This is a genomic window from Falsochrobactrum ovis (genome assembly GCF_003259955.1).
Taxonomy (GTDB): domain Bacteria; phylum Pseudomonadota; class Alphaproteobacteria; order Rhizobiales; family Rhizobiaceae; genus Brucella; species Brucella ovis_A.
Genome location: NZ_QLMK01000011.1, coordinates 72,799 through 86,003 on the forward strand (window position 1 = coordinate 72,799; position 13,205 = coordinate 86,003).

Sequence of the window (13,205 nt, forward strand, 5' to 3'; positions counted from 1 at the left end):
ACCATGAAAACCAAAGATTTTGCCCTGCACGTTAAAGACGTGTCGGAAGACGGCACCTTTGAGGGCTACGGTTCTGTGTTTGGAAATGTTGATAGCTACGGCGAGAAAGTTATGCCGGGTGCTTTTGTGGAAAGCTTAGCGCGCCATAAGCGTGAAGGTACCAACGTGCTTATGCTTTGGAACCATGACAGCCGCGAACCTATCGGGGTTTGGGAAGATCTTGCCGAGGATGCCAAAGGTCTATGGGGTAAGGGACGTTTCCTATTAGAAATCCAGCGTGCGCGCGAAGTCCATGCGCTGGCTAAAAATAAGGCAATTGGTGGTCTTTCGATTGGTTATCGTGAGATGGAAGCCGAGCCGGATGGCAACATCCGCCTCCTCAAGAAGCTCGACCTCTATGAAATTTCCCCGGTGACATTCCCGGCAAATCGCCGGGCACGCATTGAGAGCGTGAAATCAGAACGCATGGATGAATTCGCCCGCCGCCTGCGCGATGGCGATCCCATGCCAATCAAAGAATTTGAGGACATCTTGAGAGAGTCAGGGGTCCCGAAAAGCATGGCCATTGCGATCGCCTCGCAAGGTTATGCGAAGGCCATTCGGAGTGATTCTGAGGGCGAAAAGGCGAACGACACAGCCGCATTTCTTCAAGCACTACGCGGCTAATCTCAACCTATTTTATCCCTCATGGAGAAACATTATGAGCACTGAAAACAAGTCAGTGGCTGAGCTCGCTGCTGAAATTAAATCCGAACATCAGAAGGCTGTCGATGCCGTTAAGGCTATTGCGGAGGATGCACTCGGCAAGGCCAAGGCTGGTGAGGATTTATCGAAGTCTGTGAAAGAGCAGACTGATGAAGCTCTTATCAAAATGAATGGCCTTACCGAGCAGGTTGCAGAGATGGAGCAGAAGCTTGCTCGTGCATCTGGCTCTGATCCTGAAGAGCAGAAATCATTTGGCCAGCAGTTCATCGAGGATGAAGGCGTAAAGGCGTGGCTTGAGAATAGCCCTTCCAAAGGTAAGGCCGATGTGCGCTTTAAGGCAACCATCACTTCAGCGACCACAAATGCTGACGGCTCCGCAGGTGCTGGGGTTCCAGTTACACGCCTTCCGGGCGTACTTGAACTGCCGCAACGCCGTCTTACAGTGCGCGATCTTCTTACGCAGGGTCGTATGGACGGCAACTCGCTGGAATATGTCCGCGAAACTGGCTTTACAAACAATGCAGCCGGGGTTGCTGAAGGTGGGCTCAAGCCTTCATCGGATATTAAATTCGACTTGGTGCAGACTTCTGCCAAGGTCATTGCCCATTGGATGAAGGCTTCGCGCCAGATTCTTGATGACTTTGGTCAATTGCGCTCGATCATCGATCAGCGTTTGATTTATGGCCTTGCTTATTACGAAGAAAATCAATTGCTGAATGGCGATGGCACTGGTCAAAACCTGCACGGTATTCTCCCTCAGGCGACTGCGTTTGCTGTACCAGCTGGCACGGTAACGCCAACGCCAATGACAGCGATCGATACCTTGCGCATCGCCATGCTTCAGGCAGCACTCGCAGAGTATCCAGCGACAGGGCATGTTCTCAATCCGATTGATTGGGCAGGCATTGAGCTGACGAAAGATAGCGAAGGCCGTTATATTATCGGTAATCCGCAGGGGACAGCCCAGCCTACCATGTGGGGTCTCCCAGTAGTGTCGACGCAAGCGATGACGGCAGGTTCGTTCCTCACCGGTGCCTTTAAGCTTGGTGCGCAGATCTTCGATCGTTGGGATGCACGCGTAGAAGTTGGATATGTCAACGATGACTTTATCCGCAACCTTGTGACCATTCTCGCGGAAGAACGCCTTGCCCTCGCTGTCTATCGCCCTGAGGCCTTTGTAACCGGTTCCATTAATCCGGCAGCACCGGGTGGTGGTGATTAAACTTCGGCTTATCACGAGGGGCGGGCTTGGCTCGCCCTTCTTATGAACCGAAGGAGCCTTCCATGAAAACCTATAACGTTCTGCGCCAGCATTTTGGTGATAAATTATACCTTCCCGGTGACGAGAGAGAAGCCACACCGGCTGATGTTGCTCATTTGGTGGCAAATGCTGTGTTGGAAGAAAAATCCGAAGGCCAGCCGAAGAACAAGGCGAAAAAGTCAGCACCAAAGAACAAGAGCGAGCAGCCTTGATGCACCGTCCTATCCTCGTTGCGCCATCAACCAAACTGCCTGTGTCAATCGAAGAGGTGATGCTTGCGCTGCGCATTGAAGAGGTTGAGCTTGAGACGGAAATCGAAAGCCAGATCAAGGCGGCGGTAGCCTATTATGAAGGCTGGGGCGGTATTCTTGGTATTTCCATTTTGGAGCAGGAATGGCGACAGGATTATGATCGTTTTGAACGGGAGTTATGTTTGCCTGTAGGACCCGTCCTCTCGAAAGCAATTTCGGTTACTTGGCGCAATCCAGCAGGGCAAGTTTCCACGGTTCCACCCAGTTCTTATGCTTTGCGTGTTGATAGTGCGGGACGGGCGACCATCCGTTTTGATGCAGGTTATCAACTGCCTACAGACCTGCACGAAAGCGGTGCTGTCTCGGTAACCTATTGGGCTGGTTATGATCCTGTTCCAGAAGATATTAAATCGGCAATCAAACTGCGCGTTCAAATGATGATGGACGAAGCCGCACAAGCAAACCTTCAGCATCTAGAGCGTGCCGAAAATGCGCTGCTTCAAAAATATAGGCGGATGGACGTTTAATGACTGTTGCGCAGAGCTTAGACCGTCGCATCACCATCCGGCGCAAAGGCGTTGAAATTGGCCGCGATGAATGGAACCTGCCGATTGTCGGGCCAGATATTGAATTTACAGTCTGGGCGAGCCGCGAGGATGTTTCGGACGGTGAGCGCATGGCAGCTGGAAGTGTCGGCGGCTATCGCATGACACGCTTTATCGTCCGCTACTCTAAGCAAACGGCTGGCATCCTGCCCAGTGATGAATTGCTTCACGAAGGCCGCAATCACAACATTCTTGGCATCAAAGAAACCAAAGGCGGTCGCCGCCGCTTTCTTGAGATTACAACCAGCATGGACACGGACAGGATCGCTGATGGCTAAGGTCACGATTAAGATCGAAGGGTTAAAAGAACTGGATCAGGCCCTTGGCGAGCTTCCTAGAGCGACCGGCAAAAATGTTCTACGACGGGTCATTCGCGAGGCCGCGGAACCTATGGCTCGAGCCGCCCGAGCAAAAGCACCGTGGGATGAAGGCCATCTACGCGAAAGCATTGATGTCTCAACAAGGCTAAGCAGAAGACAAGCTGGCATACATCGGCGGATGTTCAACTCCGACCGAGCATCGGTGGAGATGTTTGTTGGTCCAGGGACGCACCCGCAAGGCCACCTCCGAGAGTTTGGAAGCGACGGGCATCCACCACACCCCTTCATGCGTCCGGCTTGGGATGCAGAAAAGCGACCCACTTTGGACCGCATTGCGAATTCACTCTGGATGGAAATTGATAAAGCTGCAAAACGGCTGGCTCGTAAAGCCGCTCGGCAAGCAGCGAAAGGTTAATCCCAATGGAAACCGCTTTGCTCAGCCTGCTTGCGCCCGTCGCAGGGGGGCGACGCTACTTTGTGACAGCGCCACAGGGAGAAACTCTTCCTTATCTCATTCTCAACCGCGTGTCGGTTCAACCTTCTTACGTAATGAGTGGAGTGGATGGGTTTGTACAAAGCCGGGTACAAATCGATATCTATGGCGATAAATGGCCGGATGTTTTTGCGGCATCCCAGCAGGTTGGCACCATCCTTTCTGGGTATCGCGGCGAGATCAACGGAATTCGTTTCCAAGGTATATTCGTTGAAAGCGTTCGCGATTTAGCGTCAGGCGATGCAGGCCAAAGCGCGGATCGGCCCGTCAACAATCTCTACCGCATCTCTATCGACATCATGATTAATCACACGCCCGAATAGGAGCATTACAATGACGGATGCAATGATCGGATATGGTACTCGTTATCGTATCATGGACACGAGCGCTGAACCGGCTGACTGGTTCGAGGTGGGCGAAGTCATCAATGTGACACCCGGTGAAGCTACCGCAGATCGAATTGATGCTACGCATATGCTCTCACCCAATCGGCGTCGGGAGTACATTTCTGGCTTGATTGATAATGGCGAAGCGTCATTTGAAATCAACTGGGTTCCTGGTGACGAAACTGATGAATTCCTTCGCGACCTATTTGAGAGCGGCGAAACTCGCAGTCACATGATCATTTTCCCAAATGATGTGACCGTTACCTTTGACGCCTCATTGCTCGGTTTTTCTAAAGCAATACCTATCGATGACCGCATGACCGCGACCATCACCGTTGCTGTCTCTGGCGCAGAGGTTTGGGGGACTGAACCATAATGGCTAATCACTATCGCGGATCAGTCGCCTTACAAGTTGGCGATCAGGCTTATACGCTTTCATTCTCGGTTAATGCCCTCTGTGAATTGGAGGATCTTCTCAATCTTCCCGTCGCGAAAATCGCTGCGACTATGAACGACGCAGAAGATGTTCGAATATCTACTGTACGGGCACTAGTCTGGGGCGCTTTGCGGGATCATCACTCGGAAATTGATCTTAAAGGAGCCGGCGATATTGCCAGCACGGCAGGCATCCCTGCGTGCATGGAAGCAATCGGACAAGCCTTTCGCTTAGCGTTTCCGCAGGAGGAAGCCAAAGGCACCGCACGCCCTCGGAAGGCGAAGGCTTAAACCCGCTCGACGTGCTTAAAGCATGGGTTGCAGCTGGACAAGAGCCTTCGCTGTTCTGGAAGCTAACCTATCGAGAGATAAACATCATTCTTGATGGGGCAGCGTTAAAATTAATGCGCGAGCATAATAGCAGGGCGTGGGCCACATGGCATATTGCAGCGCTATCTCGCGCCAAGAAAATGCCAAAACTTCGTGAACTTCTTCAAGAAGATAAAAGGCCCACTGGCAAACGGATGACGCCTGAACAAATCGAGGCCGTCACCCGGTCTTGGCTGTCCAGGCGTAAAGGCAGGAGAGAATAATGGCATCTGCTGTCATTGGCGCACTTCGTGTTAATCTGGGTATTGATAGTGCTCAGTTCACGGACGGATTGCGCAATCTGCAGGGTAGTCTTAAGAGCGCGGGAAAGCAGATGCAGTCGGTAGGCCGGCAAATGTCAACCTACGTCACTGCACCGCTTGCTGGTTTTGGGGTGCTCACGCTCAAGGTCGCCGGTGACTTTGAAAAAGCGATGAACCAAGTTGCGGCTGTTTCTGGCGCAACTGGCGATGAATTTGTAGCCTTACGTGACCTTGCGAAAGAGCTCGGCGCAGCAACTCAGTTTTCATCTTCGGAAGCCGCAGACGCAATGAGCTTCCTAGCCATGGCGGGGATGAAAACAAATGAAATACTGGCAGCCATGCCGGAAACACTGCAACTTGCAGCCGCAGCGCAGCTGGATATGGCGAGTGCTGCAGATATCGTTACCAATATTCTTGCCGGCTATAATCGCCCTGTCGAACAATTGTCCGAAACGACTGATGTTCTCGTAAAGGCATTTACAAGCGCCAATACCGATCTGCGTGGCTTAGCAGAGGCGATGAAGTATGCCGGACCGGTAGCAAGTGCAGCCGGTGTGGAATTTAACGAAGCTGCGGCAGCTTTATCCCTTATGGGTAATGCTGGTATTCAAGGCTCAATGGCTGGTACATCGCTGCGTGGGGCCATATCCCGGGTGTTGGCTCCCACAAAGGCCATGAGCACAGCCATGGAAGAAGCCGGATTGTCGTTCACTGATACGTCCGGCAAACTTTTGCCTCTTGCCGATATAATTCAGCAACTTGAGCCACATGCACAGAATGCAGGATTGTTCATGGAATTGTTTGGCCAGCGTGCGGGGCCTGCTATGGCAGCATTGGTTACGCAAGGATCTGATGCGGTAAGAACATTGACCGGCGAATTGGACAACAGTGCCGGTAAAGCCAGTGAGATCGCAGCAGTTCAGATGCAAGGCTTCAACGGCGCTATGCGCGAACTAACCTCTGCATTTGAAGGCTTGCAGCTTGCTATTGCCGATAGCGGACTAATCGAGTGGGCCACTCAGGCAGTTAACGCCATCACTAAATGGGTGCAGGAGGTTTCCAAGTCGAGCCCGGAATTGTTGAAATGGGGAACAATTATTGCGGGTCTTGCTGCAGCAATGGGGCCAGTTGTGATCTCTCTGGGACTGTTGGTGACTGCGGTGGCAGCAATCTCTTCACCGGTCCTACTTGTGGTAGCTGCCATTGCCGCACTGACCGCTGGGCTTATCGCATTCTGGCCAGCGATAAAGAATTCAATCGAGGCAGTAGATAGGTTTTTGATCTCTCTCGGTGAACAAGCTCACGCTAAGATCGATGCTTTCATCAACAAAGTCGTAGAGATGAAAGATATGGCAATCCGGGCCGTGCAGGCGATGGTTAGCGGTGTCACGGAATGGGTGAGTGGAAAGCTCAACGCTGTTTGGGATGGTGTCACGGCGCGGGTCGATAAGGTCAAAAATTCCTTCTACAATCTTTATGACGCTGTTGTGGGGAATTCCTACATTCCCGACATGGTTGTCGAGATTGGCGAATGGATGGGCCTTCTTGAGACAAACATGGTGCAGCCAGCTCAACAAGCGGTGAACGGCGTTTCATCTTCGATGGAGTCCTTGGGTGATACGGGTCAATCCGTTGGGTCCGCCATTGGCAGCGCGTTTAAGGGTGTGATCGATGGCTCTAAAAGCGTGAAACAGGCTATCAGCGAAGTCCTGAAAGAACTGGCTTCCCTGATGGCGAATAACGCTTTCAAAGCTCTAACGGGCGGATTGTCAGGTGGAGGTGGCTTCCTCGGTTCCCTGTTCGGCAGCTTCGGAGGCTTCTTTGCAAATGGAGGGCATCTTGGGGCTGGAAAATGGGGCATTGCAGGTGAAGCTGGTCCTGAGATCATCAAGGGTCCTTCACAGGTTATTCCTATGAGCCAGATCGGCGATACTGTTCAGAAGGTCGAACTAACGATTGCAGGCTCGTTCATTGACGATAACGGCGTGATCAAAGGGGAGATTACCTCTATGGGTGCACAAGCGGCTCAGACCGGTGCCCGCATTGCTGTCAATCAGGTCAACCAGGGCTTGCCCAATATGATTGCGAATGCTCAGGCGAGGGATATGTAATCGATGGCAGATATCCCTTTATGGCCGATCAATGTGCTGTCTCCGCGTGAGTTTGCGATAAATCTTGCACCACGATCCTTAGCAGGACCAACAAGTGTGTCCGGTGTCGGGCAAGTAGTGTCCTCAGATGCAGGGATATGGAAAGCGACTTATGCTGGAATTCCAGTCACAGACAGGCAGAGGGTTCTTACTTGGCGCAGCCTGAGTGAATGGGCAGAAGGAAGATTAAACCCGTTTCTGCTCCCGATCACTAATTTTTATCAGCCTTACGCGCCTGAATGGGAAGCGGCTTATAAAACCGTGCCGCACAGTGATCAAAGCCCGTTTTCCGATAGGGGTGAATATCGTAGCCGTGTGATTAACGTTGCTCTTCTCAGCAATATTCCTTTGCGCGGCACAACCGCAAACATTGCCATTATCACCGCCCACGACATTCAGCCCGGACAACACTTTTCTATCGGTGGCCGTCTTTACCGTATTCGCACATTGCAGATGACAGGTGAGAACACCGCAACGATTACATTTCGTCCACCAGCACGCGAAGCTGTAGTGGCAGGAGCGGAACTTGAATTTGATCAACCGGTGTGCCGTATGCGTCTGGCATCAGATAGTGAGATGGATCTGCCGCTCGATTATGGCCGCTGGAGCTTCCCGACCGTCAACTTTATCGAGGATGTGTAGCGTTGAACTAGCAGATGAGACGCATCCGTTGCCTATTTACTGCTTATACTGAGGTGCCGGACATGACCTTTGAAAACAAGTTTGATTATATCGCAATTCCGAAAGGACAGGCACCGGGAGGTCCAATCCAAGCTTCAGACGGGAGTTGGTATCTGGTTCTGCCGCTTCATATGACATTCCGAGAAATTGTTGAGCACATCAGATCTTTTCGTTCCGCATCGCCCATAACGGCGTCTGAAGTGGAAGAAACGATCGCAATGTTAAAGCAGTGAATTTTGGAGGAATATTAGAAGATCTGGGAACTTAGCGAGTGATTGCTCTAGCCCTTCCATCGCTAATTTCCCTAACGCTTCTGAGGGTAAATCCTTAATCTTGGCGATCAGAGAGCGCTTCAAAGATTGGTCGCCGTCTGCATCGTTAACCCGCCTAATAAGTAGTTCGCGAATAGTGTCGTCGTGGAGCTTTACGGTAACAACTCCTAGTATGGCTGAAAGTCCACCATCATCCGCTAAGAAATCCAATCCGCGGGCGTTGATTTCAGCCGCGACCGGATGTTTGCCGTTTGACATGGTATTGGACCAGACAACTCTAATAAGATCATGCTGCTCCAAGTATGCCAAATTTACAGCAATGTGATTTAGAGGAAGCTTTGAAATTTCCTTCAAAGACACTTTCTGCGGGTATCCAGCAGCGAGTTTTCTGAGCAATTCGTATTGAAATCTTCGGTTTAATAGCTCGCCCATATCGCCCCCCCTTAGCCTATTTAGAATTGTGGCGACTTGTATTTTGAGAGTCAATCAGATGGCATTTTTTAATCCCGCACAGCTTGCAGAGTTTTCTAAACGTCGGGTGCGTGTCGATATGCTGGTGGAGTTTCGCTTTGCCAGCGAGACGATGCGGGTCTGGAACGGTAATACCGCTTTAGAGACCGGCGGCAATCGCTACGAGCCGATGTATGGCTATGGTTCGATTGATGGCATTGGCATGAGTTCAACCACGGCAGCTCAAAACGTCACCTTTCAAATGAGCGGATTGCCCGATGCAACGCTGAACTTTCTCGCCATGGCGCTCGATGCCAATAATGAGGTCGATCAGCGGATTGTGGTGATTTCTCTTCAACTGTTTGATGATGAATGGCAGCCGCTTGGTAATCCGGCACCGATCTGGTGGGGCTTTATGCAGCCACCGCGCATCAGTCGCACCGAAATGCAAGGCACGGAAGGCGGGATCCAATCCATAACGATGACGGCGGAAAATGCTTTCTTCAACCGGTCTCGTCCTGCCTATGGCCGTTATACCGACCGTGACCAACAAGCGAGATCAAACGGCGATAAGTTCTTTCAGTTCGTCGGCTCGCTGCTGTTCAAAAGCTTCAAGTACCCAGACTATTGAATGGGAAAAAGACATGAAGAATTCCGCACCATATCGCCCGACAGAAGAAGAAATCAGAAATTTGTTTGCTTTCCCAGAAGCCAGCCAGCGAAAACTTCGTATCTTGATGCTATTTTTTCACCAAAGTCAGCGCTCACTCCGTCTTCTGTACCGCTTCGCACGTCGTTTGCGGCTGCAAGCATAATGGTCGCAGCTTGTTGCTGTGTAAGAGCGCCACTTTCGATCAGTCCAACACAAAGCCGATAATTAAACATCGCATTCGCGCCGAATGTAATTGTTTGCGGGTGGTCCCATCCGTTATCCGACATTCGTCCGTTCTCCCTTTTTTAGCGATGTGAATTTCAATCAGCAAAAGAGTCAATATGACGCTAGAAAGATTTATCGCCACCGAGGCTCAAAAGCCTTTTGCGTGGGGTGAGACTGATTGCGTCTCCACAGCGGATCGCTGGATCAGGCATGTGACGGGTGTGTCGCCGCTGGCTTGGGTTGAGCGCTCTTATCGAAGCCAAGATGAAGCGCAATCGATCTTGTCCGATCGAGGTGGCCTTGCCGTGCTGGTTAATCGCGCCATGCGTGCGGTCGGTATTGAAAAAACCGACAAACCCCGCACCGGTGATGTTGGCCTGATCTTGCATCGCAATCAGCTCTGCATGGCAATTCACGCCGGTGCTGTTTGGTTTGCCCATGATGAGACTGGCTTGATTGGTGCACCGCTGAACGCTGTCTGGAAAGCATGGAGAATTGAATGCCAGTAGCGTTATCAGGGTTGATTGCTTCCATTGCCGGTGCTGGCGCTGTGGGTGCCGCGCTTCAGACCGGACTTGCTGCCATCACCATGTTTGCTTCAACGACTTTGGGCGGTTTGGCGCTATCACTAGGGCTTTCTTATCTGGCTTCGTCTTTGTTCCGGCCCTCTCAGCCAAAGCCGGAAGATGTGCAACAGCAAGTTCGCCAACCCACTGCACCGCGCGTGCGCCATTATGGCCGTGTCAAAACATCCGGCACATGGGCTTTTGCCGAAACTAAGAGTGGAAACTTTTATAAAATCCTCGCACTAGGGCAGGGGCCGTTTGATGCAATCGAGGAAATCTGGATTGATGATATTAGGCTTGATCTTTTGCCCGATGGTAAACCGGTGCCGCCGAGCAAGTTTAGGCAGGGGACAACGGGTAAGTCGTTGTTGCGTGTGGAAACGCGTGTCGGCAATCCCACGGAAGTTGCTTATGACGAAATTGTCAGCGCATTCCCGCAATGGACTGCTGAGCATCGAGGCGATGGCGTGGCGTCTCTGCTTGCCTGTCAATATGCAGTCGGGCAGGAATATTACCTGAGTCTGTTTCCCAACGGTATCAACACCAACTACCGTGTTGTTGCCAGAACATCGCGGGTTAAAAACCCTGTTACCGGTGCAATTGAATGGAATGATCGGGCGGCGGCCGTCATTCGGGATTACATGACGCATGCTGATGGTATGCGCCTTCCTGAGAGCCTGTTCACCACGCCTTTGGCGCATGCCGGTTGGGTGGAAGCTTACAATCGCTCCAATGAAGCTGTAGCACTCGCAGCTGGTGGCGCAGAACCGCGCTATCGCCTCTGGGGCTCGTATCAATTGAATGAGCGCCCGGCAGACGTATTAGGGCGCATGTTAGCTTGCTGTGATGGGCGCTTGGTGCCAACGCCTGATGGCGGACTCACGCTTGATATAGGTGCGTGGTCTGAACCAAGTGTTGTTCTAACCGGCGAAGCAATTACAGGCTTTTCGGAAGTTGGGCGCGGTCGCGATGTCATGACTTCGGCCAACACGATACGGGCAACCTTCCTTGACCCCAGTCAGGATTATCAATCAACCGATGCTGACCCTTGGGCCGATGAAGATGCCGTGTCTGAACGTGGTGAGGAAGCTAAAGACGTTCAGTTCAATATGGCTCCATCCCACTCTCAGGCACGGCGCTTGATGAAGCTTGAATGGTTTCGCGCTAATCCAAGCTGGGTCGGGACTTTCAATACCAACCTGATGGGGCTGGCGGCTTTTGGCGAGCGGTTGATCCGCATTCAATATCCGCTGTTCGGCATCAACAGTGTGTTTGAAGTGCTGGACTTCAAGTTCATCCTCGGTGAGGGCGGCATATTGCAGGGCGCGACTATCCAAGTTCAGTCCATGCCGCAAGACGCCTATCAGTGGGATCCTTCGCAAGAAGGCACAGCACCGGTTTCTGATCATACGGACGTTGATGATGACCTTCCGGTGCCAGACGCGCCAACCGTATTGTTCAGTGGTGCAACGGCAGAGTTGAGCTTTCCGCCGACTGGCAATCTTTTGCTCAGCTATATGGTGCGCTGGAGGCGAACAGCGGAAACAGAATGGACGGTTGCAGGTCCGCTTGCAAATGACGCTGAAAGCTTTTCCACGCCGGTGCTTTTAGCTGAAACCGAATATGAATTCCAATTGGCATACCGTACCGAAAAGGGCCGTTTAGGAGACTACTCGCCAAGTACGGTCGTGACCTCGCCTTAACCAACCAAACAATTTGACCATTCACACCCTGCCTTGGCGGGGCGTTTTGCTATGGAGTATACACATGGCCGTTCGTCCGTTTGACGAGATTTTCCGCGACTTTGTTATCAATGGGCTTCCAGCCTCGGGGCCACATCATCCGGAAAAGAAAGATATCCGTGACAGTCTCAATGCGCTCGTCGCAGGTCCATTCCCGGATAATCGCGTTATCAAGCTCAATAATGCCAATGAGGGCACCGAAAACAATATTGTGGTTTCGGCTTCGGTAGAGATTCCGACCGCCGTCTATCAGGTGCTTTATATCCTGAACGTGACGCAGGAAAACACGGGACCTGTCACCATTTCCGGTGCGATCAATCGGAAGCTCGTAACCAACACGAATGAGCCAGTGCCTGCGGGTTATCTCAAGCCCGGCATGGCCGTTCTGTGTGTGGATACTGGCAGCGAACTCAGGATGCTTTCTTATGGTGATGCCGAGGCGATACAGGATGCTGCTGAAGCGGCAGCGAGCCGCGCAGAAGATGCGGCGGCGTTGGCCGAGTCTGCTGCGGGCGGCCTTCTCTCTAACTTTGACTCAGTTGCCTCCGTAGAAGCCTCGAATATTCCGGCACCGGTTAATTATATTCGCACTGCTGGATATTATGCAGCGGGGGACGGCGGCGGCGCTCTTTATAAGCGCGTTGCGTCTGAGCCGTCGCATGCCGGTAAAGTACAGTCGGCGGATGGCGCTTGGTGGGAATTAACAGGTTGGCAGTCTGATGTTAAGAAATTCAACGTTATTACGACGCCAAGTGACAGCACTCTTGCTCTACAAAGGGCGGTTAACTACGCTGTTGAGAATGGTGGAAGTATACCAGTATCAACAGAAACACTTTACATAACCGAACCTATTATCATCAAGCCAACGAAGACAGTACCCGAAGATATTTTATCTTCAGATGTTCACTTTAAGGATTATAGAGCTATCGATATTTTCGGTTCTGCCAGACACAAGATAAAGGCGGCACCGGGGTTTGTTGGTGGTGAACTTCTAAGATTTACATATAACGATACCATTAGTACGCAAGCTCCAATGTGGTCACAAGTGAGCGGTATTGTTCTTGATGGAAGCGATCTTGTTGATACCGCTATACTTCTTGAATGGTGCATGAATGTTGAAATCCGCCGTATTGGCGTCATAGGTACGGCGAGAGGTGTAAGAAACATTGGCTATGGCGTCTCTAACATTGAACGGTCAGCATTCAGGTGTTCATCTGCCGGTGTAGATTTCTCTGAGGGTGGCGGCGATAGCTGGATTACAAAGAATGATTTTTACTGCCCCTCTGGAGTGCCCCCGTTTCACCGGACAGATCGGCTAGTTTGATTTAGCCCTGATGAACTGCCGAGGGGAAGCCATCTTGAGCGCGGAATGAGGATGT

General features: G+C 51.7%; 18 protein-coding genes. 16 read left to right on the forward strand and 2 right to left on the reverse strand.

Annotated features, from left to right (window positions below; all coding sequences use genetic code 11):
- Positions 1-3: 3 nt before the first annotated feature.
- The 12 genes from C7374_RS12170 to C7374_RS12230 all read left to right on the forward strand — a co-directional run bounded on the left by C7374_RS12170 (position 4) and on the right by C7374_RS12230 (position 8,152).
- Entirely contained in the window at positions 4-666 is a 663-nt protein-coding gene (locus tag C7374_RS12170) for an HK97 family phage prohead protease (protein WP_111575897.1), read from the forward strand.
- Between the two features lie 34 nt (positions 667-700).
- Positions 701-1,927 (forward strand): phage major capsid protein, encoded by a 1,227-nt coding sequence (locus C7374_RS12175; protein WP_111575898.1) that lies wholly within the window; start codon positions 701-703, stop codon positions 1,925-1,927.
- Between the two features lie 62 nt (positions 1,928-1,989).
- Complete coding sequence (locus tag C7374_RS12180; RefSeq protein WP_111575899.1) at positions 1,990-2,178, forward strand: hypothetical protein; 189 nt, start codon at positions 1,990-1,992, stop codon at positions 2,176-2,178.
- On the forward strand, positions 2,178-2,744 hold the full coding sequence (locus C7374_RS12185; RefSeq protein ID WP_111575900.1) for a head-tail connector protein: 567 nt from the start codon (positions 2,178-2,180) through the stop codon (positions 2,742-2,744). Before C7374_RS12180 ends, C7374_RS12185 begins: the two co-directional genes overlap by 1 nt.
- Positions 2,744-3,100 (forward strand): phage head closure protein, encoded by a 357-nt coding sequence (locus tag C7374_RS12190; RefSeq protein ID WP_111575901.1) that lies wholly within the window; start codon positions 2,744-2,746, stop codon positions 3,098-3,100. The genes C7374_RS12185 and C7374_RS12190 overlap by 1 nt, the downstream gene beginning before the upstream one ends.
- Complete coding sequence (locus C7374_RS12195; protein WP_111575902.1) at positions 3,093-3,557, forward strand: HK97-gp10 family putative phage morphogenesis protein; 465 nt, start codon at positions 3,093-3,095, stop codon at positions 3,555-3,557. The genes C7374_RS12190 and C7374_RS12195 overlap by 8 nt, the downstream gene beginning before the upstream one ends.
- 5 nt (positions 3,558-3,562) lie before the next feature.
- Positions 3,563-3,958: a tail completion protein gp17 gene (gene gp17 / locus C7374_RS12200; protein WP_111575903.1), complete on the forward strand. Its 396-nt coding sequence runs from the start codon at positions 3,563-3,565 to the stop codon at positions 3,956-3,958.
- A gap of 10 nt (positions 3,959-3,968) precedes the next feature.
- The gene (locus C7374_RS12205; protein ID WP_111575904.1) at positions 3,969-4,397 is read left to right on the forward strand and encodes a phage tail tube protein; all 429 of its coding nucleotides are present in this window, start codon (positions 3,969-3,971) and stop codon (positions 4,395-4,397) included.
- A complete protein-coding gene (locus tag C7374_RS12210; protein ID WP_111575905.1) occupies positions 4,397-4,747 on the forward strand; it encodes a GTA-gp10 family protein in 351 nt (116 codons plus the stop codon). The genes C7374_RS12205 and C7374_RS12210 overlap by 1 nt, the downstream gene beginning before the upstream one ends.
- A gap of 301 nt (positions 4,748-5,048) precedes the next feature.
- Complete coding sequence (locus tag C7374_RS12220; protein WP_111575907.1) at positions 5,049-7,199, forward strand: phage tail tape measure protein; 2,151 nt, start codon at positions 5,049-5,051, stop codon at positions 7,197-7,199.
- A gap of 3 nt (positions 7,200-7,202) precedes the next feature.
- Entirely contained in the window at positions 7,203-7,880 is a 678-nt protein-coding gene (locus C7374_RS12225; protein WP_111575908.1) for a hypothetical protein, read from the forward strand.
- 62 nt (positions 7,881-7,942) lie between these two features.
- Positions 7,943-8,152: a hypothetical protein gene (locus C7374_RS12230; protein WP_111575909.1), complete on the forward strand. Its 210-nt coding sequence runs from the start codon at positions 7,943-7,945 to the stop codon at positions 8,150-8,152.
- Here C7374_RS12230 and C7374_RS12235 read toward each other — a convergent pair.
- Positions 8,141-8,623, reverse strand: coding sequence for a hypothetical protein (locus C7374_RS12235; protein WP_111575910.1), 483 nt, complete (start codon positions 8,621-8,623; stop codon positions 8,141-8,143). The genes C7374_RS12230 and C7374_RS12235 overlap by 12 nt on opposite strands.
- Positions 8,624-8,681: 58 nt before the next feature.
- Between C7374_RS12235 and C7374_RS12240 the strand changes: the two genes are divergently transcribed.
- A complete protein-coding gene (locus tag C7374_RS12240) occupies positions 8,682-9,272 on the forward strand; it encodes a hypothetical protein (RefSeq protein WP_111575911.1) in 591 nt (196 codons plus the stop codon).
- A gap of 53 nt (positions 9,273-9,325) precedes the next feature.
- Here the strand turns inward: C7374_RS12240 and C7374_RS12245 are convergent, their stop codons facing one another.
- Complete coding sequence (locus C7374_RS12245) at positions 9,326-9,580, reverse strand: hypothetical protein (protein ID WP_111575912.1); 255 nt, start codon at positions 9,578-9,580, stop codon at positions 9,326-9,328.
- 54 nt (positions 9,581-9,634) lie between these two features.
- Here C7374_RS12245 and C7374_RS12250 point away from each other — a divergent pair, with 54 nt between their 5' ends.
- The 3 genes from C7374_RS12250 (at position 9,635) to C7374_RS16530 (ending at position 13,150) form a co-directional block, all read left to right on the forward strand.
- The gene (locus tag C7374_RS12250; RefSeq protein WP_111575913.1) at positions 9,635-10,027 is read left to right on the forward strand and encodes a DUF6950 family protein; all 393 of its coding nucleotides are present in this window, start codon (positions 9,635-9,637) and stop codon (positions 10,025-10,027) included.
- Complete coding sequence (locus C7374_RS16525; RefSeq protein ID WP_342634722.1) at positions 10,018-11,787, forward strand: fibronectin type III domain-containing protein; 1,770 nt, start codon at positions 10,018-10,020, stop codon at positions 11,785-11,787. The genes C7374_RS12250 and C7374_RS16525 overlap by 10 nt, the downstream gene beginning before the upstream one ends.
- Before the next feature lie 64 nt (positions 11,788-11,851).
- Complete coding sequence (locus C7374_RS16530) at positions 11,852-13,150, forward strand: hypothetical protein (protein WP_342634723.1); 1,299 nt, start codon at positions 11,852-11,854, stop codon at positions 13,148-13,150.
- Positions 13,151-13,205 lie beyond the last annotated feature (55 nt).

Bases quoted from the DNA above. Each gene is read 5' to 3' on its own strand.
- C7374_RS12170 (WP_111575897.1), top strand. From the start codon at position 4: ATGAAAACCAAAGATTTTGCCCTGCACGTTAAAGACGTGTCGGAAGAC.
- C7374_RS12175 (WP_111575898.1), top strand. From the start codon at position 701: ATGAGCACTGAAAACAAGTCAGTGGCTGAGCTCGCTGCTGAAATTAAA.
- C7374_RS12180 (WP_111575899.1), top strand. From the start codon at position 1,990: ATGAAAACCTATAACGTTCTGCGCCAGCATTTTGGTGATAAATTATAC.
- C7374_RS12185 (WP_111575900.1), top strand. From the start codon at position 2,178: ATGCACCGTCCTATCCTCGTTGCGCCATCAACCAAACTGCCTGTGTCA.
- C7374_RS12190 (WP_111575901.1), top strand. From the start codon at position 2,744: ATGACTGTTGCGCAGAGCTTAGACCGTCGCATCACCATCCGGCGCAAA.
- C7374_RS12195 (WP_111575902.1), top strand. From the start codon at position 3,093: ATGGCTAAGGTCACGATTAAGATCGAAGGGTTAAAAGAACTGGATCAG.
- gp17 (WP_111575903.1), top strand. From the start codon at position 3,563: ATGGAAACCGCTTTGCTCAGCCTGCTTGCGCCCGTCGCAGGGGGGCGA.
- C7374_RS12205 (WP_111575904.1), top strand. From the start codon at position 3,969: ATGACGGATGCAATGATCGGATATGGTACTCGTTATCGTATCATGGAC.
- C7374_RS12210 (WP_111575905.1), top strand. From the start codon at position 4,397: ATGGCTAATCACTATCGCGGATCAGTCGCCTTACAAGTTGGCGATCAG.
- C7374_RS12220 (WP_111575907.1), top strand. From the start codon at position 5,049: ATGGCATCTGCTGTCATTGGCGCACTTCGTGTTAATCTGGGTATTGAT.
- C7374_RS12225 (WP_111575908.1), top strand. From the start codon at position 7,203: ATGGCAGATATCCCTTTATGGCCGATCAATGTGCTGTCTCCGCGTGAG.
- C7374_RS12230 (WP_111575909.1), top strand. From the start codon at position 7,943: ATGACCTTTGAAAACAAGTTTGATTATATCGCAATTCCGAAAGGACAG.
- C7374_RS12235 (WP_111575910.1), bottom strand. From the start codon at position 8,623: ATGGGCGAGCTATTAAACCGAAGATTTCAATACGAATTGCTCAGAAAA.
- C7374_RS12240 (WP_111575911.1), top strand. From the start codon at position 8,682: ATGGCATTTTTTAATCCCGCACAGCTTGCAGAGTTTTCTAAACGTCGG.
- C7374_RS12245 (WP_111575912.1), bottom strand. From the start codon at position 9,580: ATGTCGGATAACGGATGGGACCACCCGCAAACAATTACATTCGGCGCG.
- C7374_RS12250 (WP_111575913.1), top strand. From the start codon at position 9,635: ATGACGCTAGAAAGATTTATCGCCACCGAGGCTCAAAAGCCTTTTGCG.
- C7374_RS16525 (WP_342634722.1), top strand. From the start codon at position 10,018: ATGCCAGTAGCGTTATCAGGGTTGATTGCTTCCATTGCCGGTGCTGGC.
- C7374_RS16530 (WP_342634723.1), top strand. From the start codon at position 11,852: ATGGCCGTTCGTCCGTTTGACGAGATTTTCCGCGACTTTGTTATCAAT.